Annotated in this window: 36 protein-coding genes and 2 tRNA genes; 11 read left to right on the forward strand and 27 right to left on the reverse strand. The window is 40.0% G+C overall.

What is annotated here, in order from left to right; all coding sequences use genetic code 11:
- Positions 1-186 precede the first annotated feature (186 nt).
- Complete coding sequence (locus IPH70_01955; GenBank protein ID QQR64264.1) at positions 187-717, reverse strand: prepilin-type N-terminal cleavage/methylation domain-containing protein; 531 nt, start codon at positions 715-717, stop codon at positions 187-189.
- Between the two features lie 78 nt (positions 718-795).
- The gene (locus IPH70_01960; GenBank protein QQR64265.1) at positions 796-1,353 is read right to left on the reverse strand and encodes a type II secretion system protein; all 558 of its coding nucleotides are present in this window, start codon (positions 1,351-1,353) and stop codon (positions 796-798) included.
- Positions 1,354-1,455: 102 nt separating this feature from the next.
- On the opposite strand from IPH70_01960, the gene rpmF reads away from it, so the two are divergent.
- The 4 genes from rpmF (at position 1,456) to rpsP (ending at position 3,165) form a co-directional block, all read left to right on the forward strand.
- The gene (gene rpmF, locus IPH70_01965; GenBank protein QQR64266.1) at positions 1,456-1,605 is read left to right on the forward strand and encodes a 50S ribosomal protein L32; all 150 of its coding nucleotides are present in this window, start codon (positions 1,456-1,458) and stop codon (positions 1,603-1,605) included.
- Positions 1,606-1,741: 136 nt separating this feature from the next.
- Positions 1,742-2,089 (forward strand): transcription antitermination factor NusB, encoded by a 348-nt coding sequence (gene nusB / locus IPH70_01970; GenBank protein QQR64267.1) that lies wholly within the window; start codon positions 1,742-1,744, stop codon positions 2,087-2,089.
- Positions 2,090-2,092: 3 nt separating this feature from the next.
- Positions 2,093-2,794 (forward strand): ribonuclease III, encoded by a 702-nt coding sequence (rnc, locus tag IPH70_01975; GenBank protein QQR64268.1) that lies wholly within the window; start codon positions 2,093-2,095, stop codon positions 2,792-2,794.
- A gap of 116 nt (positions 2,795-2,910) precedes the next feature.
- Positions 2,911-3,165, forward strand: a complete 255-nt coding sequence (gene rpsP, locus IPH70_01980) for a 30S ribosomal protein S16 (protein QQR64269.1) — start codon at positions 2,911-2,913, stop codon at positions 3,163-3,165.
- Positions 3,166-3,252: 87 nt separating this feature from the next.
- Here rpsP and IPH70_01985 read toward each other — a convergent pair whose 3' ends face one another.
- The 8 genes from IPH70_01985 to IPH70_02020 all read right to left on the reverse strand — a co-directional run bounded on the left by IPH70_01985 (position 3,253) and on the right by IPH70_02020 (position 8,700).
- Positions 3,253-3,942, reverse strand: coding sequence for a hypothetical protein (locus IPH70_01985; GenBank protein ID QQR64270.1), 690 nt, complete (start codon positions 3,940-3,942; stop codon positions 3,253-3,255).
- On the reverse strand, positions 3,926-4,234 hold the full coding sequence (locus IPH70_01990) for a hypothetical protein (GenBank protein ID QQR64271.1): 309 nt from the start codon (positions 4,232-4,234) through the stop codon (positions 3,926-3,928). Before IPH70_01990 ends, IPH70_01985 begins: the two co-directional genes overlap by 17 nt.
- 278 nt (positions 4,235-4,512) lie before the next feature.
- Positions 4,513-5,550 carry a pilus assembly protein PilM gene (pilM, locus tag IPH70_01995; protein QQR64272.1) on the reverse strand — a complete coding sequence of 346 codons (1,038 nt, stop codon included), beginning with the start codon at positions 5,548-5,550 and terminating at the stop codon, positions 4,513-4,515.
- 255 nt (positions 5,551-5,805) lie between these two features.
- On the reverse strand, positions 5,806-6,378 hold the full coding sequence (locus IPH70_02000) for a type II secretion system protein (GenBank protein ID QQR64273.1): 573 nt from the start codon (positions 6,376-6,378) through the stop codon (positions 5,806-5,808).
- Between the two features lie 22 nt (positions 6,379-6,400).
- A complete protein-coding gene (locus IPH70_02005) occupies positions 6,401-6,904 on the reverse strand; it encodes a type II secretion system protein (protein QQR64274.1) in 504 nt (167 codons plus the stop codon).
- Positions 6,905-6,918: 14 nt separating this feature from the next.
- Entirely contained in the window at positions 6,919-7,464 is a 546-nt protein-coding gene (locus tag IPH70_02010; protein QQR64275.1) for a hypothetical protein, read from the reverse strand.
- A gap of 37 nt (positions 7,465-7,501) precedes the next feature.
- On the reverse strand, positions 7,502-7,981 hold the full coding sequence (locus tag IPH70_02015; protein QQR64276.1) for a type II secretion system protein: 480 nt from the start codon (positions 7,979-7,981) through the stop codon (positions 7,502-7,504).
- A 77-nt stretch (positions 7,982-8,058) separates the two neighbouring features.
- A complete protein-coding gene (locus IPH70_02020) occupies positions 8,059-8,700 on the reverse strand; it encodes a hypothetical protein (GenBank protein QQR64277.1) in 642 nt (213 codons plus the stop codon).
- Positions 8,701-8,876: 176 nt separating this feature from the next.
- Here IPH70_02020 and IPH70_02025 point away from each other — a divergent pair, with 176 nt between their 5' ends.
- From IPH70_02025 to IPH70_02035, 3 genes are all read left to right on the forward strand, one after another.
- Positions 8,877-10,583, forward strand: a complete 1,707-nt coding sequence (locus IPH70_02025; GenBank protein ID QQR64278.1) for a type II/IV secretion system protein — start codon at positions 8,877-8,879, stop codon at positions 10,581-10,583.
- Positions 10,584-10,715: 132 nt separating this feature from the next.
- Positions 10,716-11,768 (forward strand): PilT/PilU family type 4a pilus ATPase, encoded by a 1,053-nt coding sequence (locus IPH70_02030; GenBank protein QQR64279.1) that lies wholly within the window; start codon positions 10,716-10,718, stop codon positions 11,766-11,768.
- A gap of 36 nt (positions 11,769-11,804) precedes the next feature.
- On the forward strand, positions 11,805-13,007 hold the full coding sequence (locus IPH70_02035) for a type II secretion system F family protein (protein QQR64280.1): 1,203 nt from the start codon (positions 11,805-11,807) through the stop codon (positions 13,005-13,007).
- A 91-nt stretch (positions 13,008-13,098) separates the two neighbouring features.
- On the opposite strand, the gene recG is transcribed toward IPH70_02035, so the two are convergent.
- A complete protein-coding gene (recG, locus tag IPH70_02040; GenBank protein ID QQR64281.1) occupies positions 13,099-15,201 on the reverse strand; it encodes an ATP-dependent DNA helicase RecG in 2,103 nt (700 codons plus the stop codon).
- A 198-nt stretch (positions 15,202-15,399) separates the two neighbouring features.
- On the opposite strand from recG, the gene IPH70_02045 reads away from it, so the two are divergent.
- The gene (locus tag IPH70_02045) at positions 15,400-18,003 is read left to right on the forward strand and encodes a penicillin-binding protein (protein ID QQR64282.1); all 2,604 of its coding nucleotides are present in this window, start codon (positions 15,400-15,402) and stop codon (positions 18,001-18,003) included.
- Here the strand turns inward: IPH70_02045 and IPH70_02050 are convergent.
- From IPH70_02050 to IPH70_02125, 16 genes are all read right to left on the reverse strand, one after another.
- Positions 17,972-19,258, reverse strand: a complete 1,287-nt coding sequence (locus IPH70_02050; protein QQR64283.1) for a hypothetical protein — start codon at positions 19,256-19,258, stop codon at positions 17,972-17,974. The two genes, IPH70_02045 and IPH70_02050, sit on opposite strands and share 32 nt — an antisense overlap.
- A gap of 7 nt (positions 19,259-19,265) precedes the next feature.
- Positions 19,266-19,421 carry a hypothetical protein gene (locus IPH70_02055; GenBank protein ID QQR64284.1) on the reverse strand — a complete coding sequence of 52 codons (156 nt, stop codon included), beginning with the start codon at positions 19,419-19,421 and terminating at the stop codon, positions 19,266-19,268.
- Between the two features lie 21 nt (positions 19,422-19,442).
- Positions 19,443-19,631, reverse strand: a complete 189-nt coding sequence (locus IPH70_02060) for a hypothetical protein (GenBank protein QQR64411.1) — start codon at positions 19,629-19,631, stop codon at positions 19,443-19,445.
- A gap of 37 nt (positions 19,632-19,668) precedes the next feature.
- Complete coding sequence (locus tag IPH70_02065; protein QQR64285.1) at positions 19,669-19,992, reverse strand: hypothetical protein; 324 nt, start codon at positions 19,990-19,992, stop codon at positions 19,669-19,671.
- A gap of 5 nt (positions 19,993-19,997) precedes the next feature.
- Positions 19,998-20,165 carry a hypothetical protein gene (locus tag IPH70_02070; protein QQR64286.1) on the reverse strand — a complete coding sequence of 56 codons (168 nt, stop codon included), beginning with the start codon at positions 20,163-20,165 and terminating at the stop codon, positions 19,998-20,000.
- On the reverse strand, positions 20,162-20,530 hold the full coding sequence (locus IPH70_02075; protein QQR64287.1) for a hypothetical protein: 369 nt from the start codon (positions 20,528-20,530) through the stop codon (positions 20,162-20,164). Before IPH70_02075 ends, IPH70_02070 begins: the two co-directional genes overlap by 4 nt.
- Positions 20,485-20,823 (reverse strand): hypothetical protein, encoded by a 339-nt coding sequence (locus tag IPH70_02080; protein QQR64288.1) that lies wholly within the window; start codon positions 20,821-20,823, stop codon positions 20,485-20,487. The genes IPH70_02075 and IPH70_02080 overlap by 46 nt, the downstream gene beginning before the upstream one ends.
- Before the next feature lie 18 nt (positions 20,824-20,841).
- Positions 20,842-21,024: a hypothetical protein gene (locus IPH70_02085; protein ID QQR64289.1), complete on the reverse strand. Its 183-nt coding sequence runs from the start codon at positions 21,022-21,024 to the stop codon at positions 20,842-20,844.
- 36 nt (positions 21,025-21,060) lie between these two features.
- On the reverse strand, positions 21,061-21,402 hold the full coding sequence (rplT, locus tag IPH70_02090) for a 50S ribosomal protein L20 (protein QQR64290.1): 342 nt from the start codon (positions 21,400-21,402) through the stop codon (positions 21,061-21,063).
- A gap of 1 nt (position 21,403) precedes the next feature.
- Positions 21,404-21,610 (reverse strand): 50S ribosomal protein L35, encoded by a 207-nt coding sequence (locus tag IPH70_02095; protein ID QQR64291.1) that lies wholly within the window; start codon positions 21,608-21,610, stop codon positions 21,404-21,406.
- A gap of 2 nt (positions 21,611-21,612) precedes the next feature.
- Positions 21,613-22,146 carry a translation initiation factor IF-3 gene (gene infC, locus IPH70_02100; protein QQR64292.1) on the reverse strand — a complete coding sequence of 178 codons (534 nt, stop codon included), beginning with the start codon at positions 22,144-22,146 and terminating at the stop codon, positions 21,613-21,615.
- Positions 22,143-23,354, reverse strand: a complete 1,212-nt coding sequence (gene thrS / locus IPH70_02105; protein ID QQR64293.1) for a threonine--tRNA ligase — start codon at positions 23,352-23,354, stop codon at positions 22,143-22,145. The genes infC and thrS overlap by 4 nt, the downstream gene beginning before the upstream one ends.
- 8 nt (positions 23,355-23,362) lie before the next feature.
- Positions 23,363-24,331 carry a hypothetical protein gene (locus tag IPH70_02110; protein ID QQR64294.1) on the reverse strand — a complete coding sequence of 323 codons (969 nt, stop codon included), beginning with the start codon at positions 24,329-24,331 and terminating at the stop codon, positions 23,363-23,365.
- A gap of 11 nt (positions 24,332-24,342) precedes the next feature.
- Positions 24,343-24,573: a hypothetical protein gene (locus tag IPH70_02115; GenBank protein QQR64295.1), complete on the reverse strand. Its 231-nt coding sequence runs from the start codon at positions 24,571-24,573 to the stop codon at positions 24,343-24,345.
- The gene (locus IPH70_02120) at positions 24,570-25,463 is read right to left on the reverse strand and encodes a matrixin family metalloprotease (protein QQR64296.1); all 894 of its coding nucleotides are present in this window, start codon (positions 25,461-25,463) and stop codon (positions 24,570-24,572) included. Before IPH70_02120 ends, IPH70_02115 begins: the two co-directional genes overlap by 4 nt.
- Positions 25,464-25,548: 85 nt before the next feature.
- Positions 25,549-25,986 carry a hypothetical protein gene (locus IPH70_02125; protein QQR64297.1) on the reverse strand — a complete coding sequence of 146 codons (438 nt, stop codon included), beginning with the start codon at positions 25,984-25,986 and terminating at the stop codon, positions 25,549-25,551.
- Between the two features lie 135 nt (positions 25,987-26,121).
- Here IPH70_02125 and IPH70_02130 point away from each other — a divergent pair.
- The 3 genes from IPH70_02130 to IPH70_02140 all read left to right on the forward strand — a co-directional run bounded on the left by IPH70_02130 (position 26,122) and on the right by IPH70_02140 (position 26,665).
- A tRNA-Val gene (locus tag IPH70_02130) sits at positions 26,122-26,195 on the forward strand.
- Between the two features lie 121 nt (positions 26,196-26,316).
- Positions 26,317-26,389, forward strand: a tRNA-Asp gene (locus IPH70_02135).
- Positions 26,390-26,437: 48 nt separating this feature from the next.
- The gene (locus tag IPH70_02140) at positions 26,438-26,665 is read left to right on the forward strand and encodes a hypothetical protein (protein ID QQR64298.1); all 228 of its coding nucleotides are present in this window, start codon (positions 26,438-26,440) and stop codon (positions 26,663-26,665) included.
- Positions 26,666-26,695 lie beyond the last annotated feature (30 nt).

A 26,695-nucleotide genomic window follows, 5' to 3' on the forward strand; every position in this document is an offset into this window, starting at 1 on the left:
GAATGATATTTAGTACTTTACTGTTAGCAAAGCTAGGTCGCACTTCTTTCAAGCAGTAATTTATATTATAAAAATTAGTAGTGCGGGTAGTGCTTAGGCAAGAGGTTGACACCAAAGAATTACAGATCTAAGAAGGGGGATATGCAGGCAAAAAAGGATCAGAGGCAGGAATCGACCACTGGTTGTTTATGGCGTAGTATTTGTGCTCGATACTCCATACTTACAGGTACCACCACAGTTAGCTGAGTATCCAGCCTGATTAGAGCCTATACCAGTATCGTCAGATCTATCCAACTTTGAATATAGTTGAAAGGATTGATTTGTTCCGCTGATATTTCCTCTCAGGTAGTAGTAAATTCCACCTCCTGGATCAACGGGAATAGTTTTAAGATAACAATGGGCAGCGTCAGCGCAAAGATCAGTGGATGCAGTAGACGCTGGGTATTGATTATAGTCGTAGTAGTATGATTCCAGTGCTTTCTGGATGGATCCAATATCTACCTTTCTTCGAGCATCTTTGCTTCTCTGTAAAGAAGCTAAATAGGAATTGATTCCTGTTACCGCCAATATTCCTATAATCGACAGAACGATTAACAACTCTATTAAGGTAAACCCTTTTTTTACTCTATTTCCTCCCTCGTTCATCTCTATTCTCTGTTTATAGTGCGTCGCCGGAGCTAGGAGGGTAAACAGATTGAAGTAGCTACTTTGTTTCATACGATATTATTACAGTACTTAAAAAAACCGGCTTTTTCAAGCCGGTTTTTTAACTAACAAACTAAGGTTCCAGTTTGGTCAAAACACACAGTAATGACACGTTGCACTTGAGGACGGACAGGTTGCTGCCGTACCCAATGTCGTACAGACATTCGTTGTATATATACCACTTGTACCAAGCGTTGTTGTATATTTTGATCTCTCATTCTTTGAGTACGGATTATAGGCCATGTGGAATGTGCCTACTGCAGTACCGGCATCGAGATCAAATATAAGTTTTGCATCGGGTACAAAAGCCGATGAAAGTTCACCCGCTGTTTGTAACTCTGCCAAAACACTTGCTCCACAGGTACCTGCCGTTGCGAACACACTAGCATTTCCAGCTACTACACAACCCGCTCTTAAGGTTGCGCATGCTTGGTCTGTGCACCACGGGTAATAAAGCTTTCCGGCGTAGTACCGGCTTATTGCGTTCTTAATTTCACCAGAGGCCGTTATAAGCTTGACATCGCTTGCTCTATTGGTTTGCTCAATAGGATCAAGGGAGATAAGTATTGCAACAGCCAAAATACCTATGATGGCGATAACTATTAACAGTTCGACGAGGGTAAACCCTTTCTTGATAAACTTTCTCATAATTAAATAATTTGTTCCCCTACTTTATGAAAATTACTAATACTATCAATTTAGTGAATGCAGAAAGTTATGTCAAGTGGATTAAATATGATATAATTAACCATGGCGCCATTACCAAAAAGAAAACATTCACAGGCGCGCAAAGGTAGAAGGATGAGTGAGCGAGTTGTCAAACTAAGTAATCTCGTTGCGTGTGCCCAATGTGGAAAACCTAAGCTTCCACATCTCATGTGCAAGTACTGTGGTAAATAACTGTTATAAAGTTAAAAAGTTTATAAAGTTAGTAAGTTTGTTTGAGAGTTTCTAAGTTAACCGGTTAACCAGTTAACCTTCCAACTTTAAAACCAACCTTCTAAACCTTAAGACCTTCCAAACTCGTAAACCAAAAATGGATAAACGTCATGAAAAAAGATCTGAGCTTCTTCAGAAACTGTTTGTACTAGGCTTTGAAAGCACTCATGTTGATCCTGAGGTCAGAGACATTCAGGATAATTTGCAGAAAATCGATGAGGCGATTAGAAAAAATGCAACACGCTACCCACTCGATAAATTGGCAAAGGTAGACTTGGCAGTACTAAGATTGGCTATTTACGAGCTGATAGTCGAGAAAAAAAATCCTCCGAAGGTGATTATCGACGAGGCGGTCACCTTAGCTCGTGAGTTTGGAAACGATAAGTCCTACTCTTTTGTAAACGGAGTTCTAGGAGCGGTACTTAAAAACATTAAGGAAAATTAATTTATGCACAATCTAAACCTATTAGAAAAACAAATCGGCGTTTCGTTTAAAAATAAGAAACTTCTGGAGAATGCGTTTATTCATAGGTCGTATCTGAACGAACATAAGTCCCACCCGCTACCCTCTAATGAGAAGCTGGAGTTTCTAGGTGACAGCGTGCTCTCTCTAATTACCTCGATGTATCTTTATTCGCACTACCCCGCTCTACACGAAGGAGATTACACCGAAATTAAGTCGGCAATCGTAAAGACAGGTAGCTTAGCAGATGCGAGTCGTAAACTTGAGTTGGGCAAATACCTCTTTCTTTCAAGGGGTGAGGAGGCCGGACAAGGGAGAGAGAATACCAACATTCTCGCAGATTGTTTCGAAGCCCTTATTGCAGCAATCTTCATCGATCAAGGTTTTGATACTGCCTATGACTTTGTCGAGGCATACCTTTTTGGAGATCAGCTTGAAAGAATCGTAGACAAGAAGGAATATTTTGCAGCGAAAAGTAAGCTTCAGGAAGTTGTACAGGCCAAATATAAACAGACGCCTCTTTATAAAACTCTAAAAGAGGAGGGACCAGAGCACGACAGAACCTTTACTGTCTCGGTCTCTGTTCGAGACAAGGAAGTTGGAGTCGGAACGGGGAAGTCAAAAAAAGAATCAGAAGAGCGGGCAGCAACAAAAGCCTTAGAAAAGTTACGAGTTGAGAAGGCTTAAGGTTTAGAGGGTTTGTTAAATAGTTGGTCGGTAGACTAGTTGACAGGTTTCTAACCCTCGAATTAACTTTATAACTTTAAACTTTCCAAACTTCCTAAACTGTAGTATAATGTGGCATGGCAGCAACAGTTAGACTCATGCGTCTTGGAAAAAAAGGTCACGCCACTTACAGAATTGTGGTTGTTGATAAAAGAAAGCCAAGAAACAGCGCATATATTGAGGCGATTGGCACATACGATCCTCATCAGACCACAACTCCTGCTGTGCAGATTAAAAAGGAAAAACTCGCTTACTGGCAAGGACAAGGTGCAGAACTTTCAGATGGTTTTGCAAAGCTTCTTAAGGGAAAGACTAGAATCAACTTCGTATAATCCCCATAAAACATCTTCATCAGTATTTATTTAAGAACTAAGAATTTAGAAATCAGAACTTAGAATTTAGAACTTAGAACTTAGAACTTAGAACAGTGAGGTCTTTGTGGGATAGTCTGATGATACCGCAGGTTGCGCAGACGGGTCACTTACAATTGCGAATCTAACTTTTGCTCGAAGATCATCGAGTTCATCTATTGAGGCCTGAAAGTCAAGATTCTCATCAGGATCGATAGTCGGCTTTTCATTATAAAAATTGAGGTCAAGATTTACGCCGCTTTGCTGAAGGGGATCAATTCCTATTTTTTCTGCTGTGATGAGTCTTCCTCCGGCATAATTATAGGTTTTTAGAAGCTCTAAAAATGAGTTCGTGTCCCCCACTCCTGTTACCGTTAATGATAGTTTGTTGCTGTCCGATTTGGTAAGGTTGACGGTGTAGTTATTTATGATAAATCCAGATGATAGCGATAGTTTTTCGAGTGCATAGATCATTGAAAAGTAGTCTTCAGAGTCTGGAATGAATTTTGAAATAATTTCAAGATCCTGATCGATTTCTTTTCCATTTTCGTTTATTACTGCTTGAAGAACTCTTTGCTTAGTCTGTAAAGCGCTCGTCTCGGCTCTTGCTTTGCCAAGATCGATCGATGTCTTATTTATTAACGAAATAAAAAAAGGAATTACAACCGCACCAATTAGCATCATGGCAGTAAATATCACAAAATAGACAAGATTTTGCTTGATCAAATACTGGAGATATGGTCTAATTTTGCGCTGCATTTATCGGTTTAAAAACTCCCTCAAATGATAACTCGTATGTAACTCCGGCTAATTCCCCACCTTTACCAATGAAGTCAATCATGTCAAGTTTCTCGAAGTTCTTGCCAAAAGCCCTTGACTCAATAAACTGAAATGCACTAACCATCTCGTCAAAGTTATTAAACCTGAGTTTAAAGTTCATTGCTCGAGATTTGTCGATATTAAATTCCTGTAAGGTTGCAGATTGGCTGCTCGACCTTAATGTAGTGAGAAGTAATTCATAGTATGGAATAAACTTAGCATCATCCTTCATGAATTTGTGCAGAGAGTTTAGTTTTTTTGATAGTTTAATAAGCTTTACTTCGTCTGTCTGGCGTGAGGCTAGCTGCAATAGAATTTTTTTGTCTGATTGAGGTTATTTATCTGAATTGTCTGGAAAATCCTATAACTGGCTAAGCCAAGAACTATAAGAAAAGCACCAAACAGTAACCGATAAGAAATTTGCGAAAGAGCGAAGTAGTTTTCCAAACGATAGTAGTCCTGTTTACTTGTGAGAAGATTTATCCGAGTTTTTTTCATGTCAGGAAAGCGTCAGGTTAAGTTACCACCAATAGTTGAGACGAAATAAGAAAGTTGCGATCTAAAGAAATCGACCATACTATTTTTCTCAAAGTATGGATAAAGATCCAGATAGGATGCAGGCGCTCCAAAAGCCTTTCCGACGAGCTTGTCGAGTTCGAAGAATTTTTGAGCGTCTTGAAATAAATATATACCGCTCAGGCTGAGCCCATAGGTACTAGACAGCACCGCTATCGCTTTCTGAATCTCTGTAAGAAAGTCTTTTACTGCAGCAGCTAAAATAGAATCAAGAGAGTAGCTGGCATTTTTCGATACTCCGATTGCTTTAAGTAGTTCAGCTGCCTTATTCGAGTCGATATTTAGATTTACCTGTATCTCCTTTACAAATAATGATAAACCGACATTGAAAAGATGGTTGTAGATGAGAATTCCGTTTGACTGATCAAAACCATATAGAGTGGTTGAGTTGACCCCAACATTGATGAGCAAAACGCATGACTTTTGATCTGTCTGAGGTCCGGTCTTTTTAAATAGTTGACCGGAGAGTCGAGCAATTGCACTGATCTCGGTCTCGATTGTCTCAGGGACTAGACCAATAAACTCGACCATATTCTCGATTTTATTGACGAGTTTTTTAGGTGCGGCCGATATGAGCGTAGTGAGTTTGGCAGATTTTAGGTCTTCATGTACTACCTCTATATCAATGTTTGTATCCTCAAGAGGCATTGGAATGAACTGATCAGCCTGATACTTAATCGCTGATAAAAGCTCCTTTTCATTAAGTTTCGGCATCTCTACAAAACGACTAAACGTGTGAACATCCGGAAGAATGATATGAACTGTTTTCTTTTTAATTTTCAGTTGCTCTACAAGTTTTTTGATAGACTCACTTTGTTTTTGTACTGAGGTTTCGCTTTCACTTTTAAAAAATAACTCATCGGTCTCCACCATTCCTAAGGAGTCTGCGACAAACTTACCACCGGAGACATGGATATCAGCTACCCTCGTTAAGGACTCTCCGATATCTAACACGAAAAAATCTTTGGCCATACTCCTACGCTAAAAATATATTTGTAACTATATTAGCTTCGGAAGTATTTCCTACAAAATATCTCTGTAGTATGTGTGCCTCGAAGCAAACTATCTTTCTTTTTGATTTGCGAAGTGGTGCCATACATTAAAACTATCAAATGAATACATCCCACGTCAAACCTAATTCATTTTATTGTAACTTGTAGCCTGAATTTTGTAGCTTTTTAAAGCATTTCCTTGAGTTTTGAGTTACAAGAACTGAGATTTAATAATTTAGTGTCTTTTAAGCTTAATCAAGATTTTGTAGTTTAGCGATATGCTGTTATTGGGTTGAGTGACCATGTACGAAACATTCACGAGTGCCGGAGAGAAATCAGAGTCCTTGGTGCAGCCAATAACAAGATTGCTCACTGTAACAGTTGAGTTTGTAAGAGGCTCTGCGGCAGCCGAGGTTTTCTCGTATACGATGTTTGATCCACTAATACTGTAGCCAAAATAAGCGTTAACACCGGTAGAGCTGAGAAAATACATAGAGCTTCCAGATGAGCTAGTTGGAGAGGTATTGCAGATGGCAATTGGTGCGGCCAAATTATTTCCATAAGTACCAGTTGCGCTGTTTTTGATAGTTGTTTTCATGTGATTAAAGACTAGATCTCCCTGTCGCTTGACCTCCTGTAGTGCAATGATTCTGCTCTGTTGTTGTAGCAGAGAGTACATTAATCCAAACAAAGCAGGTACTACAAAAACAATGATACTGAGCACTACTAAAAACTCGATAAGGGTGAATCCTTTAGCTCGAAACTTGTAGCTTGTAACTTGTAGTTTGTTTTGATTGTTTTCGTTCATATTATTATTAAGTTCTAAGATGCTACTCTATTTGTGCGAAAATAGTATTAACCGGTACGGATAGCGTATTTCCACCTACATCTTTCCAAGATACGATTATGTTTGCAGATATGTTCCCAGCAACGCTTGTGAGAACGGCATCCCGATTAAAATGTCGATTAAAGTCGGTGCTCCCCAGTTGATATGCAGTCGCCCCCGATACAGGGCAAACAGTATTTGTTGTGGATGCTAGATTGGTAAGTGTGCTGTTCAAGCACCAGCTACCAGTTCTCGTTGAAAAGGTAGTCCATCCGGTAGTTTCTTTTTCATTTCGGAGCCACTCAATAGCTTCTTCCGCATAATGAGTTGCATAGATTTTATTTTCATTTGTTCGCATCACCTGAAGAGAAAATGCCGATACCGCTGCGGCAACTACAAAAAAAACAGATACGATAGCAGTAAAAATTAAGATCTCGATAAGGGTAAAGCCCCTTACTCGCAGCTTAGAGCGCAGAGCGTAGAGCTTGTCAGTTTGTTTAATTTTCATAAAAGTTCTAAGTTTTAAGGACATACAACCGAGCTTGAGCTCATTAGTCCAACTGTTGAAATTACTATCTGCATACATTCATTTTTCGTAATATTCTTTAATCGAATTGTTTTTGAGCTATCGGGTGCACCGGTTAAGGAACTAAAGATTACATTTCCGGTATCAAGCAAGGAAACGTTTTTGTTTACAGGATCGAAGGAATATGCGATTTGGTCAAATGCTTCGGTCGGATTTACTCCATTAACTCTACTGCCGACAGTTGAGTACAGCTGTGTAGTACTATTCCATGAAACTGTGAAGCTATTGAGACTACAGTTAGTGCATCCCACACCTAGATCTCCCGATATTGCTCTTTTCTGTGCGAGTGAGAATACTGACATCATTTTTTGTGTTTCATTCTTAAGCTTTGAGGACTCCGAAAAGGATGTGTATGATGCAATGGACACTGCGGTCATAATACCTATAAGTCCGATTATAATGAGGAACTCGATGAGGGTAAAACCCTTTACTTGAAAATTAGAGCTTAGAGCGTAGAGCTTGTTTTTTCTTCTAAAATTCATATTTCTAAGTTCTAAGTTCTACGTTCTAATTTTGACATTACTTTGCTCCGAAAGGACCAAGACAGTAGTTACATACTGCAGCAGCAGGACCGCAAGTTGTGGTTGGGGTTGTTACACAACTGGAAGTGGATGTTAAGATGGCTCCGACAGTATAGTTCGTACAGTATGTGGGTCCAGCTATTGTGCAGCCTGCAGGAAGCGGAGTGTACTGGTAAGTATATCCACTTGCACTAAGAGGATCTGTAGGAAGTGTACTTATATATACAGTACCACTTGTCAGAGTTGACAAGAGAGCTGGGTATGAGCCGTTCACGCTTCTGTACTGCTCTAATGCAGATCGAATTTGCTCAAGGTCGATTTTACGTCTTGCATCCTGGCCTCTCTGTCTCGCTCCTATAAAATTTGGAAGTAAAATCGTAATTAAGGTTCCCATTATCGCAATTACAACGAGCAACTCTATTAGGCTGAATCCCTTATTGCGAAACTTAGAACGCATAGCATCGAATGTAATATTCATATATGTACCCTTAGATATAAGTTACATGTTTTTGGAAAGAGAGTCAAGTATGTAGCAGTTTGCAACAAATGAGAGTGCTAACGGTAGGAATTATAGATTGAGATAAGAGCTGAGTCGATCGTTGTTTGAGGATCGATGTGGTTGTGTTTCGTTAGATTTCTTTGTTCGACAACCATCCTTAAAATATGAGCTGCTTTTTTATCGGAACCCAATCGACCGCGATAGAGAGCTATTAATGAGTCGAAAAATACAAGTGAGTCATTTTTTCCAATCTGGTTTGCGATTTGAAACAAAGAAGGTAGCTTCCCTGATTCTAACAATTTTAAAAGAACCTCTAGTTTTGCACTAAGATCGGCTGTCTTATGAGCTCGAAGTTTTATTAGGCGTGAACGAGAGAGGATTGTAGGTAATAAATTACTTGCTTGTACTACCGATAAAATAAAGTTAAGCTGTGGCTGATGTTCCTCGAGCGTCTTTAGAAAGGCGTTTTGAGCTTCTGCTGAGGCTGTGTCAAAATTAAGAATATGAAATAAACGAGGTTCTGTGGAGTGAAAATTAGTCTCGTTAATAATCTCTCTTACCTGCCTTATCGAAAGCTCCTTTGCTTCAGGTTCATAAATAAAGCAGTTATACGGCTTGATTTTTTGCTCAAGAATAAACTCCTCAATAAAATTATTTCGATCAACTTCGCTAGTAGTTTCTAAAATGATTGGAAGCATCGAGATATTATAGCTCAAACTTCAAAATTCATATTTCTAAGTTCAAAATTAAAATTTAAAACAACATTACCGTAATGATTAATATACAGTCGCCTTGAGTTAAGGCTTTAAATTTTTAGTTTTTAAACCTTGAGTATAGTTTGCAAAGTATCGCAAAAACATAGTATATTAAATATATGAATCTCGCACCGAAAAAACTGCTTGGACAGTTGGTAAAAAACGCCATCATAGACCAACAGATTGCTGATAAATACGAACTTGAAAGTTTGCAAAAAAATATTGGAATCTATGACTACGTTCTTGAGCATACGTCAATCTCTAAACATGAAGTGCTTCGGGCTACTTCCGAGCTTATGAACATTCCGTTCGTTGATCTTACGACGTCTCCAATCGATCCTCAGGCAATCAGTCTTGTACCTGAGTCTATTGCTAAAAAATATTCCATAATTCCATTTCGTTTTGACACCGAAACGAGTACTCTCTATATAGCTACGGCCGATCCTTACAATACCTATATGGGTGATTTCATCGCCCAAAAAATTAATAAAAGAATAATTCTTACACTCGCAATTGCGGAGGACATAGAGAAGGCTCTCACAGTCTCGTACACACAGGGACTTTCGCCGGAGGTTAAAGCAGCTTTGAAGGAATACCAACCAAAAGAGTTGCAGATAGAAGAAACGGTAACAAGTATCAAGGAAGCGCCAGTTGCAAAAATCGTATCAACTATTCTGGAGTTTGCATTTAAGAGCAGAGCATCGGATATTCATATTGAGCCTGAAGAAAATAGGACTCGTGTTAGATATCGTATTGACGGAATCTTAAGTGAAAAATTATCTCTTCCAAAGGTAATCCATGAGGCAGTGATATCTCGTATAAAGATTTTGAGTCAGATGAAGATCGATGAGAAGCGAATTCCGCAGGATGGAAGATTTAGTTTTAAACTCGGTATTGACGAGGTTGATCTGCGCATATCAACACTTCCCACAGTCTTTGGTGAAAAGGTTGTGATGCGACTTCTCAAGAAGACTGGAGGAATCCCTCAACTTGCAGAGTTGGGTTTACGAGGTCCGCAGCTCAGAGATATGGAAACCTCAATCAATAAACCTTACGGAATTATATTGGTGACCGGCCCAACAGGATCTGGTAAGACAACAACTCTCTACTCTATTTTGTCACGATTAAATAAACCAAGTATTAATATTGCTACACTTGAAGATCCTGTTGAGTATCAGATGCCGGGAATCAATCAGGTCCAGGTAAATGTGCAGGCAGGTCTTACTTTCGCAAGCGGTCTTCGATCCTTTTTGAGACAGGATCCAAATATAATCTTGGTTGGAGAAATTCGAGATAAAGAAACAACTCAGCTTGCTATACAGGCCGCCCTAACAGGACATCTAGTTTTCTCAACCTTGCACACAAACGATGCCTCTACCGCCATTCCGCGTCTTATAGATCTTGGCGCAGAGCCTTTTTTGATAGCGTCGGTGCTTCATGCTTCTCTCGCTCAAAGAATCACACGGAAAATCTGCGTTAACTGTAAGGAGTGGTATACCCCTGTTGAACAAATACAGGACTCTATTAGGACCGTTCTTGGTGACATTCTGCCTGCCAAATATCAACATCACGTACCAATTCAGTTAGCACGTGGAAAAGGATGTGCAGAGTGCAACAACGTAGGCTACAGAGGAAGGATCGCTATTTTTGAGATGGTTATGGTAACTCCAGGAATAAATAAACTCATCATTCAGCAAAAAACTGCTAAGGATATAGAGGATCTCGCTCGCTTAGGGGGTATGATAACGATGAAGCAGGATGGCTATCTGAAGGCTCTTGATGGAATCACAACCGTTGAGGAAGTTCTCCGTGTAGCGGAAGTTTAGCAAATTTCTAAGTACTCTAATTGGCCTATAAAAATTCCAATAAACAAAATTTTAAATCTGAGATTTGGGTATTATTTAAGTTAAAAATAAATTAAGGTACTTAGGTAGTTATAATTTAATGTATATTAAAGTATGGACATAAACCAGTTGTTTCAGTTAGCAATAGAACGTAAGGCCTCAGATATTCATTTAGTTCCTGGTTATTATCCATCATTTAGGATCGACGGAGTTCTATACCAGATGTCGAGTCTTCCCCTACTGACTCCAGAGGTCTCGGCCGCCCTAATAAACTCAATTCTAACCAACGAACAAAAAGAAAATCTAGCGGTAAATAAAGAGATAGATCTTGGCTATGAAAAGGACACAGATCGGTTCAGAATTAATGTGTACCACTCGAGAAATACGATCGGTGCATCGATGAGGCTTATACCTGCAGAAATTCAGACTGTCGAACAGCTTTTACTCCCAGCAAATTTTAAAAATCTATCCAACTATAATAGTGGCCTAGTTCTCGTCACTGGCCCAACTGGTGAGGGAAAGAGTACAACCTTAGCATCGATAATTAATCAGGTAAATCTCAATCGCCAAGCTCATATTATTACTATTGAAGACCCTATTGAATATGTATATCCAAAAGGAAAGGCGGTAGTATCACAACGAGAGCTTCACCAGGACACACATTCATGGAACATCGCCTTAAGGTCGGTTTTACGAGAAGATCCCGATGTAGTTTTGGTTGGAGAAATGCGAGATTATGAATCAACACAGCTCGTTTTAACCATCGCAGAGACAGGACACTTAGTCTTCTCAACACTTCACACCACCTCAGCTCCAGAAACAATAAATCGTATTATCGATATGTTTCCATCTCATCAACAAAATCAAGTTAAAGCTCAGTTGGCGGGTGCATTGAAGGCAATAGTTTCGCAAAGATTACTTCCACGTTCGGATGTAAGAGGTAGAATTCCAGCCGTTGAGCTGTTGTATAACAACTCTGCAGTATCATCGATTATCAGAGATGGAAAGCCATATCTATTAGACAACGTATTACAAACCTCAGATAGTGAGGGCTTTATTTTCTTTGAGAGATATTTGGCTCAACTCCTTAAAGAAGGTAAAATTAGTAAACAGACAGCCGAGGCTTACGCTCTACGACCTAAAGATTTAGAAAAATACGCCGTATAAATCATTAAGTATTAGATATCTATTCTTTATTTTAAAATGCAGTATAAGTATAGGGCTATAAAAAATGGTCAGCTTGAGTCGAAGACAATTGATGCCTCAAGTCAGGAAGACGCCATTGCCTTTTTGAGAAGCAAGGACTACTTCATAGTCAGCGTAAAGTCGGCGTCTGGATCGGGTACTTCACTGTTTGACGGTTACTTTAATCGTGTTACCTTCAATGACATCGTGGATCTTACACGACAACTTGCAATCATGTTAAACGCCGGTCTGACTCTTATAGAAGCTCTCATAATTTTAAGAAAGCAAATCACAAAGGAATCTCTTCGTAAAGTTGTGATCGACGTCGAGAACCAGATTAAAGGTGGTAACTCGATGTCTTTTGTACTTAGACAGTATCCTCAGTATTTTCCGAATTTGTATATATCACTTGTTAAGTCGGGTGAGGCATCGGGAAAGCTTGCAGATATTCTTCTTAAGCTTTCCGAAAACCTTGAGAAGCAACGGGAGTTTAGGGGGAAGCTTCGTGGAGCATTAATATATCCCGCTGTAGTTGTTGCCGCAATGATCGGAGTTATGTTTGTGATGATTACGTTCGTTATCCCAAAATTACTAGATTTGTATAAGAACTTTCAGGTGGAGTTACCATTTTCGACAAAGATTTTAATTGCAGTTTCTAGTTTTTCAGCCGCATTTTGGCCGTTAATTATTGTCGCTGTTGTTGGGGGAGTTGTTGCCCTGCGTCAATATCTTAAAACTAAATCTGGTAAATACATGATGGACTCGACAGTTATTAAACTTCCGATTGTTAAGCAGGTAATCAGAATGGGATCGCTCGTGGATAGTACAAGAACGCTCTCAATCCTTATTGGTTCAGGTGTCTCAATTCTTGAGGGTCTAAGTATCGTCATTGACACCACGGATAACCTCGTATATAAGGAGTCGTTTGGACGAGTATATAAGAAGGTAGAGAAAGGTCAGTCGCTTGGTAGCGCATTTGGTGATGAGCCACTATTCCCTCCAATCCTTACTCAGATGGCAATTGTCGGGGAAAATACCGGTCATCTTGACGACACTTTAGGTAGGCTTTCTCGCTATTTTGAATTCGAGTCAGAGTTGGCTATTAAAACAATGACCACGCTTATAGAACCAGCAATTCTCGTGGTTCTTGGAATTAGCGTCGGAGGTTTAGTTTTTTCAATCATAACTCCAATCTACAGTCTTACAACCTCTATTAAATAATCGCGGATCGCGAGAATTGTAAATCGCCTACCTGCCGGCAGGCAGAACGCAAGGTCTTGAGATTTGCGCTACACGATACACGAACCACGATTTAGTCGCGGGCAATCGACTCTATCGTTAAGGCCTTTATTTTTTCTTGCAGATTGGGGAAGTTCTTCAGTTGATACTCCGTCGTAAAAATTTTAACAGCCTCCCGGGTTTTTTGAATAAGCGAATAGTCCGATAAGGATGCAATTTTTAAATCGCTATATCCATGCTGCTGAGTACCGTAGATCTCACCTGCTCCACGGTGTTGTAGATCGTACTCTGATATGTCAATTCCTTTAGGATGAGCAGCGAAAAATGAAAGACGAGGGGTCTGAACTGGTATTAAGTCCGAGGTAAAAAGAAGACAGTAGGACTGTTTTTTTCCTCTTCCTACGCGTCCCCTCAGTTGATGTAATTGAGCTAGACCAAAACGTTCAGCCCCTTCAATTATGATTACCGTTGCGTTCGGTATATCTATTCCTACCTCAACAACCGAAGTGGATACAAGAATATCGACATCACCACTTTTAAAGGATTTCATGATTAGTTCTTTTTCTATCGATTTCATTTTTCCATGAATTAGTGCAAGTTTTCGATTCGGGAAAATTGACTGAGAGAGCGTTGAGAATTCTTTTTGAGCCGCTCTAGTTGATGCAAGAGACTCATTTTCGGATTCATCAATGAGAGGGCAAATTACAAAAATTTGATCACCTTTCTGTATTTGTTTCTCGATCCAACCATATGCAGCGGTTCTTTTCGACGAAGGAACTACCCAAGACTTTACGTTAAGTCGATCCAACGGCATCTCATCGATAATTGACATATCGAGCTCGCCAAAAATTGTGAGAGCTGCAGTTCGAGGAATAGGCGTGGCAGTCATCGTTAGAAGATGCGGATTAATGCCAAGTTGCTTCAGTTGTGATCGTTGTTTTACTCCAAATCTATGCTGCTCGTCGATGACTACGAGACCGATTTTATTCATCTCAAACTTCTTGTGAAGTAATGCGTGGGTGCCGATGATTATATCTGTATTTCGTATAGCGTATTCCGTATTTGGCATTTTCCCGGTATTCGAGATACTAGATACCTTATACGACTTTCCACCGGTTACTAGAGCGACCTTTACCTTAGTATTTTTGAAAAGTTCTTGAAATGTGGCGTAGTGTTGTTGTGCAAGTATCTCGGTCGGTGCCATAATTAGAGTTTTATAACCGTTGAGAAATGAAGCGAATGCAGCTACCGCTGCAACTATTGTTTTTCCCGACCCTACATCTCCTTGTAAAAACCGGTTCATTGGTTTTGACTTAGATAGATCCCCCATTACCTCATCGATAGACTTTTTCTGAGCATTTGTAAGCGTAAATGGCAGTGAAGAAATAAACCACTCTATGTCCTTTTTTATCAAATCGATCTTCATAGGCGTACCGACCTTTTCCTCATCCCATTGTTGTCGTGTAAGGTGCGCGGCTAGTTGAAGTATGAATAGTTCGTCGAAGGCTAATCTGTGTCTTGCGTCCCTGATCTCCTGCACAGAAAGTGGTTTATGAGCCTTTATATAAGCGGACTGTTCGGACAGTAATCCGTTTATTTCAATTATTTTCTGAGGTAAAAATTCTAAACCTTCTGGATCAATTTCTTTAAATTGATTCATTACAAATAGAATCTTTTCACGAATTGTCTTACTCGAAAGTCCTCTTGTTTCCTGATATACCGGAACTATCGCTCCGACATGAGACAGTGCTTTTGTAACTTCAGTTACGATTTCAAACTCCTGCGGTAAGATGACTTTTTTATTTCTATATAGTTTTATCTCTCCCCAGAATGCAATCTTTTGTCCTAGTTGCAACGCTTTTGTAAGATATCGTTGGTTAAACCATACTGCCGATATGGTACCGGTGTCATCAGTTATGTCAGCAGTTTGTATCGTTAGCCTATTTCTAGCAAACTGATTTTTAACTTCGCTTACAGAGCCAATGATGCTTACCTTGTCCCCCACCTGTAGTGAAAATATGGAAGCAATTATAGACCTGTCATCATATCGTCTTGGGATATATTTGAGAAGGTCCGCATAGGTTTTTATACCAACGGAATTGAAGCGACTTATGGTAGTTGAGCGAGTTGCGGGAAGAGCCTCAATCTTTGTTTCTAGAACGTGAGACTCTTGCATAGCTTGACTCTCATAAGTTTACACAGTCTCCACTATCGAAGTGATAGTAAAATAGGCGCGAGTGATGAGATAATGAGAATAACGGTTGAGACAATTATGATTAACTTAAAAAATCGATCTCGTCGAGAAGGTAGTTTAGATGATTCCATAGATACCATTATACCAACTGAAGAAGGCAAAAATGATATAATAAACGATATGCGAATTAGTCGTAAACAAGGCGTTTTTCGATGGTTTTCTAGACTTACTTTCAAAAATAAGATCCTTACACTTCTTGGAGCAGGAATCGTCGTGGGGGGGTTGTTTTTATTCCTTGTGTTTGCTTGGTTTGCGAGGGACCTCCCAGCGCCGGGTAAACTCACCCAGGTTAATGACTCAGCAACTATCTTTTACGACCGTGATGGTAAAGTTCTATTCGAACTCTACAAAGATAAAAATCGACTCCCGGTCAAGGGTGATGAGATCCCGGATCTCATGAAGAAAGCAACGATTTCTATAGAGGATAAGGATTTTTATAAACATAAGGGTATCTCAGAGTCTGGTCTAATTAGAGCGCTACTTGTATCTCCCCTTACTGGAGGTGGTGTGCAGGGTGGATCAACTATTACTCAGCAGCTTATCAAATTAGTTCTTTTAGACTCCGAAAGAACTGCGTCTCGCAAGATTAAGGAGATGATTTTAGCCATTGAAATTGAGCGTCGTTACTCCAAAGATGAAATACTTGAGCTGTACCTAAATGAAATACCTTACGGTGGAACTATGTACGGAGTCGGTTCCGCAGCAAAAGGATATTTCGGAAAATCACCGAGTGATTTGACGCTTGTTGAGATGGCATTTTTAGCGGGACTTCCTCAGTTACCTTCTCAATACTCACCATTCATTGGAGCAAAGGATGCATGGAAGTATAGAACCACAGCCGTACTTCGACGTATGAGGGAAGAAGGATACATTACAAAAAAGGAAGAACTTGAAGCTCTGACCAAGATGAACTCGTTGAAATTTTCGACTCCCAAGTTGAGCATAAATGCACCACACTTTGTGTTTTACGTACAGGACCTTATTGAGCGTGAATATGGAGTTAAGCTTTCTGGAAAGGGTTTACGCGTATATACGACACTTTCTCTTGAGGTCCAAAAAATTGCAGAACAAATTGTTAAGGATGAGATCGAGAAACTAAAAGGCTATCAAGTTGGTAATGGAGCTGCTGTAGTTCTTGATTCTAAAACCGGCGAGGTTCTTGCCATGGTTGGGTCATATGACTTTAACAACGATAAGTACGGCAAATTTAACGCAGCCTTAGGACTTCGACAGCCCGGTTCAACAATAAAGCCAATTACCTACGCGACTGCATTTGAAAAAGGATATACACCTTCGACGGTAGTTATGGATGTCCAGACAACCTTCCCAAATCAAGGATCGCAAGAATATAAACCGGTCAACTATGATGGTAAGTTTAGAGGACCGACTCAGCTGAGATTTGCACTTGGTAATTCCTATAACATTCCGGCGGTTAAGGTTCTTGCGTTGGTCGGAGTAAAGGACTTCTTAAGAAAAGCAGAGTCGATGGGTCTAAAGACATTTGCGCCCACGCAACAAAACATAAATAGATTTGGATTAGCCATTACGCTTGGAGGAGGAGAAAGTACTCTCCTTGATATGACCGGAGCCTTTTCTGTTCTTGCACGAGGTGGTAAATCAAACGACGTCCTGCCGATAAAAGAAGTTAAGGATAGACGAGGATTTACTGTGTATAAGCCAAAACGTAACTCATCACAACAGGTGATTACTTCTCAAGCCTCATTTCTTATTTCTCATATTCTTTCTGATAATGTTGCAAGAACGGACGCGTTTGGTCCGAGTTCCTACCTCAATATTCCAGGAAAAACTGTAGCAGTTAAAACGGGAACCACTAACGATAAACGTGATAACTGGACCATTGGTTATACGAATGATGTTACGGTAGGTGTCTGGGTTGGTAACAACGATAACTCCCCAATGAATCCTCGCATTGCCTCTGGAATAACCGGAGCATCGCCAATTTGGAGCAATATTATGAAAAAACTCCTGACCGATAAGAAATTAAAATACAGTGACGGAATTATGAAACAGCCGTCCGGAATAAAAGCTTTAATTGTTGATGCGTATCTTGGTGGCCTACCTAAGGATGGGTACCCAACGAGATCTGAGTACTTTGTAGATGGTACTGAACCGAAAGACGTTTCCGCATTTTATAAAAAGCTAAAGATCTCCAAGTCGAACGGTAAGCTCGCTAATGATGTAGAGATTCGATCTGGTAACTATGAGGAGAAAGACTTTATTGTTATTACCGAGAACGATCCGGTATCTAGTGATAATAAAAATCGTTGGCAAGAAGCAATCGATGCATGGGTTCGTGATCAGGCGGAAAAGGGTAACGATAAGTTTAAGTATCCAACAGAATCATCGGACGCCAACGCAGACAGTGTGGGCGTTAGCATAAAGAGTCCTGGTAATGAATCGAAGGTTGGTTCTAACTTTGAGGTAAAAGCAGTGTTCTCGTCTATGGAGAAGATAAAAAATGTAAAGATTTACGCGAACGGTGTAGAGAAGGTGAATATAGACGGAGATAATAAGGACATTACTAGGTCAATAACCCTCGATAAAGGAACGTACGAGATTAAGGTAGTTGCCAAAAATGAGAAGGATAAAAGTGGAGAGGCATCTGTCAAGATCGGAGTAGATATGTCTTGGAATGAAGCTCCAACAGGGGTTCCGACTGGAGTTCCAACGGCTACTCCAACTCCGACCCCAGCACTTCCTTAATTTTTTGTAGATCTGCTAGAGCCTCTTTTTCCGTAAGATTCTTTTCTGTCGAAGAAAAGTAAAATCTTACATTATGTGTCTGCTTAAATGTATCTATCAGTTTGATATGAGTCAATAATTTTGAGGTTTTTTTTGCCATCTGAGAAAGTTTCTGAAAAGTTACCGCATCGGCCCTTATATTAAGATCCAGTTTAATTGTGGCATAAGGATTGATGGGTTGGTACTGGGAAATTGTTTTTGCATTTTGAATGAGCGAAATGAGATCGAAGCTTGCAAGATAGCAGGACGATTTTAGATTGTTTTTGTGTTGTAGTTGCGTTGAGAGTTTACCAACCGAGCCAAAGACAGAGTCGTTTATGGCAAAATCAACAACTTCATTTTTAGAAAAAATATGAATCTTGGCATTTTGTAGTTCATAATCAGTAATGTGTAGTTCACTCAACAGTCCCTCAACAATTCCCTTAAGATCTGCAAACGACGTGTTCGTTGCTATTGCGACTTTATAGATCTCCTTTGGTAGATCTTTATCCTGAGGATAGTAAACCTTTGCTATCTCAAAAAATCTTAATATATCTTTTTTACCTTGATTCTCACGAATATTTTGCACCAATGAAGGCAATAATGACGTTCTCATATACTGTAGCTCTTCAGAGATTGTGTTCGATATCTTAAGATGATGCTTAACGTCAAGATTCATATTCTCGATAAGCTCCTTTGAGATCATTGAGTAATTCATTGATTCATGAAGACCAATATGTTTTAGAAAGTACTTAATCTTTCTTTGTATTTCGTACATTTGTTCGACTCCTTCCTGTGGATCTACATTGACCATCGGAGGAAGACTATTTGGCAAATTATGATAGCCGTATATTCGCGCAACTTCCTCCACTATATCCTCCGGAATATCGATGTCGCGAAGTCTTGGGGTTGGTACGGTAATTACGTATTTGGTATTTCGTATATCGTATCTCGTATGGAAGCCCAGATTTTCAAGTATCCGTTTACATTCAGCAGGTTTAATTTTTATTCCAATACGCGATTCGATAAATTGATGGTTTACCTCAATTGTTTTTTTCTTTGAAGGAGTTGGATGGTAGTCCTCAATTGGGGATGCTTGCTTTGCTCCCGCATACTGCTTCAATAGATTGAGACAGTAGACCGTTGCAGACTCTGCTCTGTCATCGTCGATGTTCTTTTCGAAATAGGCAACGGCATTGCTTCTCTTTCCGGTAAGCATGGCCGTTCTTCGCACCATTGCACCATTAAATACAGGAATAAGGAGAATTATATTCTTTTTTTTTTTGGATTGATGAATTAAAGCCTCCCATAATACCTGGTTGATCTATAAGGTTTCCCTCACCATCTGCGATCACAATATCCTTACCTGGTAGAGTTACGGTTTCTTTGTCCAAGGTCATAATTTTTCACCCTTCGTACTCTCACGGACAATCATTGTGTGTTTTTAACCTCGTCATAGTCAAAATATGACAAGGTTGCCCAATCGCAATTCTCATGTAGTTAGAGATATCTACTACATTATTCAAGGACCGTTCATCACACATTTCGAGTCGTTCTTTAATGAGCTTATCTGATGGTTGTATAGTTACGTTTGAAAGAGCTACGACGATAAGACGCTCTGCAAATTTTTGTCCTCTACCTTTAGGATTAGTGGTAGCGCTTCACCACTAAATTTTTCCATCCACTTAAATCTAAGTTCTGTGAGAGGATTTTGTCTGAGCTTTGCTTTTTACCAAACTGAGGAAGGATTGCCTGAGCCTCCTGAGCTATCCCAAATACCGAGGCCATATCGACTCGGTTTGAGGTAATCTCAATATCAAAGACGTAATCCGTAAGTCCACCTTTGGTGGAAACCTTCTCAATCCTTTCCACACCAGGCCCACAGAGGGAGAGATATTTCTGTATCTCGTAAGGATCTGCATCTGTGTCTAGATACTCAAGCAGCCAGTTGTAGGTAATCTTAATATTCATAGTTGTTAGAACTGCTCCAGGAATCTAATGTCGCCTCCGTAAACAATTCTCAAATCATCAACCTTAAGTCCTTCTTTCATTGAGAAAACCCGTTCCACTCCCCAACCCCACGCAAATCCAGAATAAATAGTTGGGTCAATTCCTCCAGCTTTTAATACGTTTGGATGAATCATTCCAGCGCCACCAAGTTCAAGCCAGCCTGCCTTACAGTATTTGCAGCCCTTTCCCAGACAAACACCACAGGAAACATCGACCTCGAATGAAGGTTCTGTAAATCTGAAGTCATAAGGACGGATACGAGCTGAGCGCTTCGGTCCAAAAAAGTTTTTACAAAGTAGTCGAGCGTTCCTTTTAACTGCGTGATATTCATGTTTTTATCAATGCATACGCCGTCAAACTGATGAAACATCGGAGTATGCGTTACGTCCCAGTTGGGTCTATACGTTTTACCAATGTTTATCATTCGAATTGGCGGTGTACTTTTCAGACGTTTCATCTCACGGTTCTGGGCATTAGTAGCATGTGGTGTAAGAAGCATACGCCCATACTTAGGATGAGGCGGCACATCAATAAAAAAGTTTCAAAATCATCACGTGCAGGATGCCCTGCTGGCATATTGAGCGCCTCAAACGCAAAGTACTCCCAGTCTACCTCTGGATATGAAACACGTATAAAACCAATCTTCTCGAAGATTTTGCTTATCTCCTCGATTGCATAGGTTGTTGTATGAAGACTTCCTTTGGGATACTTGTCGCCCGGAAGCGTAACATCAATAGAAACCGATTCATCATCCTTAGCAAACAACTGTTGTCGCTTTTCCTGAAGTGCCACAACAATCTCATTTTCAATTTATTTACATCCATTCCGAACTGTTTTTTTCTTATCCGCTGAAACAGTTTTTATTTGTTGAAGAAGGTCATTTATCTTTCCGTTTCTTCCCAGATACTGAATTTCCAGTTCTTCAAGTAGTTTTACGGTAGTGCAGGATGTAAGGTCCTTTCCAAAAGAAGCACGGACAGAATCAATGTTCATGAAAGAATTATACTAGAAGCGGGAGTTAAGAAGATGTTATTTGACTTCGCTTACGATCTTTTTGAAGACGTTAGGATACTCAGTCGCAATCTGCGAGAGAATCTTACGATCAAGTGAAATATTTTTTGCCTTGAGCTTGCTTACAAACTGACTGTATGAAAGACCTTCTGGTCTAACCGCTGCATTAATTCTTACGATCCATAAAGATCTAAAGTCTCGTCTTTTAATTCTTCGTCCAGCATACGCATACTGACCAGCATGAAGAACAGCCTCTGCGGCCTTTTTAAACTGGCTACTTCTACTTTGCCAATATCCTTTGGCAAGTTTAAGTACCTTGTTATGTCTTCGTTTTGTTCTTACACCTGATTTAACTCTCATATTATGCTAATCCCATCATTTGCTTAATTTTTCTTCCGAAGACTCCTTCGGTCTTCTTCATTAGTTTGAGACGTCGAATTCTCTTTTTCCCTTTGTTATATCGTTTGTGTCGAATATAGTGCGAGCGGTGCAAGACTTTACCGGTCTTCGTGACCTTAAAACGCTTTGCCGCTGCCTTTCTAGTCCGTACCTTTGTCTGTTTTTTCATAATTATTTTTTTCTCGAAACTACTGCACGAATTACTCTACCTTCTACCTTTGGCTCTTTGGAAATGTTGACATCTCCAAGCGCCGCGATAAAGGTTTTTACCTTCGCAATTGCCATATCCTTCTTACCCATCTCTCTTCCTTTTAGTGCAAGATTGATTCGGATTTGATTGCCTTCTGCCAAAAATTCCTTTGCTTTTTCCTCAAAGCGAGTAATGTCGCCCTGCGCAATAAACAATGAAATTTTAATGTCCTTAACTATGCTCTTTTTTATTCCTTTTCGTGCTTCCTTCTGCTTTTTATCTTCTTGATACTGGAACTTCTTAAAATCTATTAGTTTTGCGACTGGTGGCTTTGCATTTGGTGCAATCAGAACCAAATCTACCTCTTGATCGATCGCAAGCCTCATTGCCTCCTCTTTTGAAAGCAGACCCACCTGTTTACTTTCGTGATCTACAACCCGTAACGGTGATACGTTAATGTTGTGATTAATCGTATAGTGTTTCTTTTGGGGTCGAGGTGCTGGGTAATTTCTCAAATAGATTGTAAATGAGTCTTAATAAATTCTTTAACCTTCATAAGACCCAGATCTTTGCCTTCTCTGCTTCGAACCGCAACACTTAGTTCCGATTCCTGCATTTCTTTATCCCCAATTATAATCATAAATGGGACTTTTTGCAACGTGGTCTCGCGTATTTTAGCGCCTAGTGGCTTATCGTCTCCATTAATCTCGACTCTCATATCGACCTTCAACAGTTCTTGAAAGACTTCCTGTGCCTTTTCATTGTGTTTCTCCGACACAGGAAGAACCGCAACCTGAACCGGAGCCAACCAGAAAGGGAAAAAACCTTGCGTGTGCTCAATATAGACTGATAAAAAGCGCTCGATTGATCCCAAAAGTGCTTTATGTATCATGATCGGAGTCTTTTCTGTCCCGTCGGGAGCAACATAGGAGATTTTAAATCTAGCTGGCTGTACGAAGTCTAGTTGCTCAGTTGCCACCTGCCACTCACGTCCTTGAGAATCAGTTGCCATAATATCGATCTTGGGTGCATAAAAAGCCGCTTCTCCCTCTGCTACAAAGTACTCAAGACCTGACTTTTTAGCCACTTTTTCCATAATTTCCTGGGACTGTTTCCACTGCTCATTGGTCCCTAAGTAATGAGATGTGTCTTTTGAGTCCCTAAATGAAAGTCGAAGTTTGAACTGAAGATCGAGCAGTCTGTACATCGTCTTTACCATCTCAACGATTTTTTCAAGTTCCTCCTCTACCTGATCCATGGTACAAAAAACATGAGCATCATCCTGCGTGGCCGAACGAACTCTGTTGAGTCCTCCCAGTTCCCCACTTTTTTCATCTCTGTAGACAGTTGTTGTTTCGTAGTAGCGAATTGGGAGATCTCGGTAGCTTCTTGGGTTTGAGGCATAAATCTGGATATGATGAGGGCAGCTCATTGGTTTTAGAATGAACTTATCATCGGTCTCCTGACTTGTAACCAAAAACAATTCCTTCCCAAATTTATCCCAGTGTCCAGAGTTTTTATAGAGCTCTTCTTTTGCAATATGAGGGATCCAGACCTTTTTATACCCAGCTTCTCGCTGAAGTTTTTCAGAGAGTCCCGCAAGAAGATCTCGTAGAATGGTTCCTTTTGGAGTAAAAAGTGGAAGGCCTGAGCCAACGAGATCGGAAAAAGTAAATAAATCCATCTCTCGACCAATCTGTCTGTGATCTTTCATGTCTGCCATAAACTTTATTATACAGAAGGTGAGTAAATACTGGCGCCGTCCTCAACCGCCTCCTTAAGATTTGAAATAATAAATGGAAGTCGGTGCGCAATCGGTGCGTTAGGATCGTTGAGTATCCCAGAAAATACATTTTCAATTTCAAAATATTTTGTAAACTCAGCCCGTCTATGCGGAGGAACTCCAAAAAGTATCCCAAAAGCTTGCATGACCGGAATTCTATACGGAGCTGACTTAACCGTAGAGATATTACCTGCTTCCCTAAGTAGCTGAGGATTGAAGTCTCCATCTTTTAGCGACTCTATAATAGATACAACTATAGACTCTTCAAGTTGCTGTTCGCCCAGAAGTGCTACAAAAAGTCTTGAATATTTTTCCACCACTTTGTCACGTATTGCAGACTCCGTTAGCAAAGTAAGCAGCGCTGAAGAAAGCCGAGTTCTAGATATTAGTGGATTTCTTCGGCCAAGTCTATCCGTGCCCATAGCTAGGCGCACCTGATCGGCTATCTTTTTTTTGATAGTCTTATTTGGCTTATCGAAACCTGCTTTTACAAGCATGTTTTCAGTTTCGCGTTGAAACTCTTCTAACTGAGATTCAGATATCTCAGTGGTTCTAAAATGTCGAAGTTTGCCTCGAATAAACTCGTCCAATTCCTGTATCCTATTTGCAATAACCCCCGTTTTATCATGCTTTCCCAAAACTTCGACTGTTGAGCCGGTCAAACTTTCAATTGAGCTATGAGGTGACCACCTTTTTAAGGCTACCTCAGGATCTCTAGCTGTGCGATAGCTAGCCAACCATAGATGACCATCAAATGGAGAATATCTGACCCCATCTTCAACTGGGAATACACGCGGTAGTCCTTCAACCCAGTTGTTGACCGGATTTTCAGCTACGACTTCAAACTTCCTATGTATTAATCCTTTAGCTTTATCTTGGGGATGCTTTCCGAGAATTCTGTCTTCAACTCCTGCCATAATATAGAAAATTATCTTAGTTTATATTTACGATTACCGGTCACCGATCCAAAGGAGGTGATCGGTTTGTGTCTATTAATATTTGATGCAATGTGAGTGTGAGGATGTTTAAGTATATAGGCTATAACTGCGGTAGCAACGCAACCAACAATCGTCAATGATGGGTATAACAGAGGGTGACGATCATTATAGTCAAAGTCTCCTCGAACAGATCCTCTCACTATCTTTTCATGTTTACTCATTTATACATTATATCATTAAGGACTGTTCTGACGGTCTGCTTCCACCTTTTCGTTTTTATGCGATCAATGAATGTTTCCTTTTTACATATAAGACTTACCGCATGGACATCGTCCGTGGTTGGTATCAACGTATCATTCGACTGAACATACATTATTGAAAGAGGATTTGACAGATGATCGAGTCCGAGACCGTGACCCAGTTCATGTTCGATGGTATGAATGAGTTCTTGTTGACTGTTGTTATAGTATATTGATATCGTTTTAGAGGCAGATTCGAATAATCCTTCTTCTGGTTTAGACTTCACCACGGTTTGAAGAGTAGTTATGTTGCCATTCAGTTGTTCTATTTTTGTGTTTATATCGTTAGTGGTAAGCTGTAGGGTACGGGCCTCAGCACTAATCTGCTTAGTCAACTGTTCAAGCTCTGTCTGTTCGGCTACGAGCTTGCCATACTCCTCCTCTGTTTGTGTTGAGCTTTTATTCCAGTTACTTACCTTATCATTAAATGACTGTACTTTTTTATCCAGCTCATCTGAACGTTTTTTAAAGTCGTCAATTCTCGACTGAAGCGTCGACTTGTCTTGATTCACTGCGCTTTTTTCAGTGTTGACCTCCGAGGCTATTGCCTGTCTTTCGTCGTAAACCATCTGAATGGTAATTGGTTTCTCTGCTGTTGGATTGTAGGTGAACAAATCTTGTCCCGTTGCCGTCTCCCAGTACCGCTCCGCCTCCTTAATGTTCTCAAGAACCTGCATTCTTGTAAGATTGAATCTGGAATCAATGCTTCCAATTGTATAGCTCACAGTCTTGTCGCAGATATTTGGAAGTGGATAATAATATGCAAAACCCATCATTCCTAAAATAATTGCCAGATACACAATCCACCTCATATGTAAATTATATAAAGATTTGCTTAAATAGTACGTTGAGGAAATATTTTTAACCCTGATACTATTATTTAAATAATAGTATCAACTAAATGCCCTGCTGTTTCAATCTCTCGATCTTCCGTTTCCTCTCCCATGCAACTTTCCAATCAACTCCCGATTTGCCAGGTGGAAATAGCAGAGAATATAATTCTTCAAGCATTAATTTCATTTGATCATGCTTTATCATCTGACGCAGTGTCGGAACGATTCCATTACTACGCTCCATAATGATTCTGTATTTTGAGACAGTCGCCATGGAAACTTTCAGCACAAAACAAATTGTCCTATGATCAATGTCCTTTAAAATTAGATACATAATGGCTATTCTTTTCGCGACCATAAGGCGTTCTATAGGCGATAAGAGATCTATGACAGTTTCGTTAAATGCAATTTTTGAATTTTTTTTGCCAACTACTTCAAAAAAAAGATCCAACAATTTGTTTAAAGTTTCCTCGGGAAGTTTAAAGCGAGATACTCTTACCATATAGATACTATTATTTAAATAATAGTATCGGTCAATAGATTATATGCTACAAAGTGAAGGGTTTAGATTGATTGGTGGCTTTAAAAAGAGTGATGTACTACGTTCCTTTCCAAAGGCGTGGTAAAATTAGAGCTTGGACTCGTAGCTCAGTTGGTTAGAGCGTTGCATTGACATTGCAGAGGTCACAGGTTCGAGCCCTGTCGGGTCCACACAAGAAGTATAATAAGGTTAGCGGACGTAGCTTCCCGATTTCGATCGGGATCCCGATGGCAGCGACCATCGGGGCAATTGGTAAAGCTTATAGCTTCCAATTTCGCTACGATCTAAATAGCGGACGTAGCTCAATTGGCAGAGCACTTCCCTGTCACGGAAGGGGTTGCGGGTTCGAGTCCCGTCGTTCGCGCAGTTAGTTTAAGGTTGATTTTGATCTTCAGAAGAGTACTCTTGTACAATGAAGCTCCTGCAAGTGCCAAATGCGCCACTTATTATTGCCATAAGTGGATTAATAATCAGCAAAGTGCCTAACGTTCTTCTTCATAAGCTAGGAGCAACAACATATACGATAGCAATCATCTTATGGGCATATGAAGAAATAACTTCAGGGATTAATTGGGCTCGTAAACTACTTGGATTAGTGGTAATTTTTACAGTAGCATATTCACTCTTCAATCAATTGTAATGTGCGATTAATGGGAAAGCTTTAGAAAAG

The organism is Candidatus Roizmanbacteria bacterium (genome assembly GCA_016699265.1).
Classification (GTDB): Bacteria; Patescibacteriota; Microgenomatia; order UBA1406; family GWC2-37-13; genus CAZLQR01.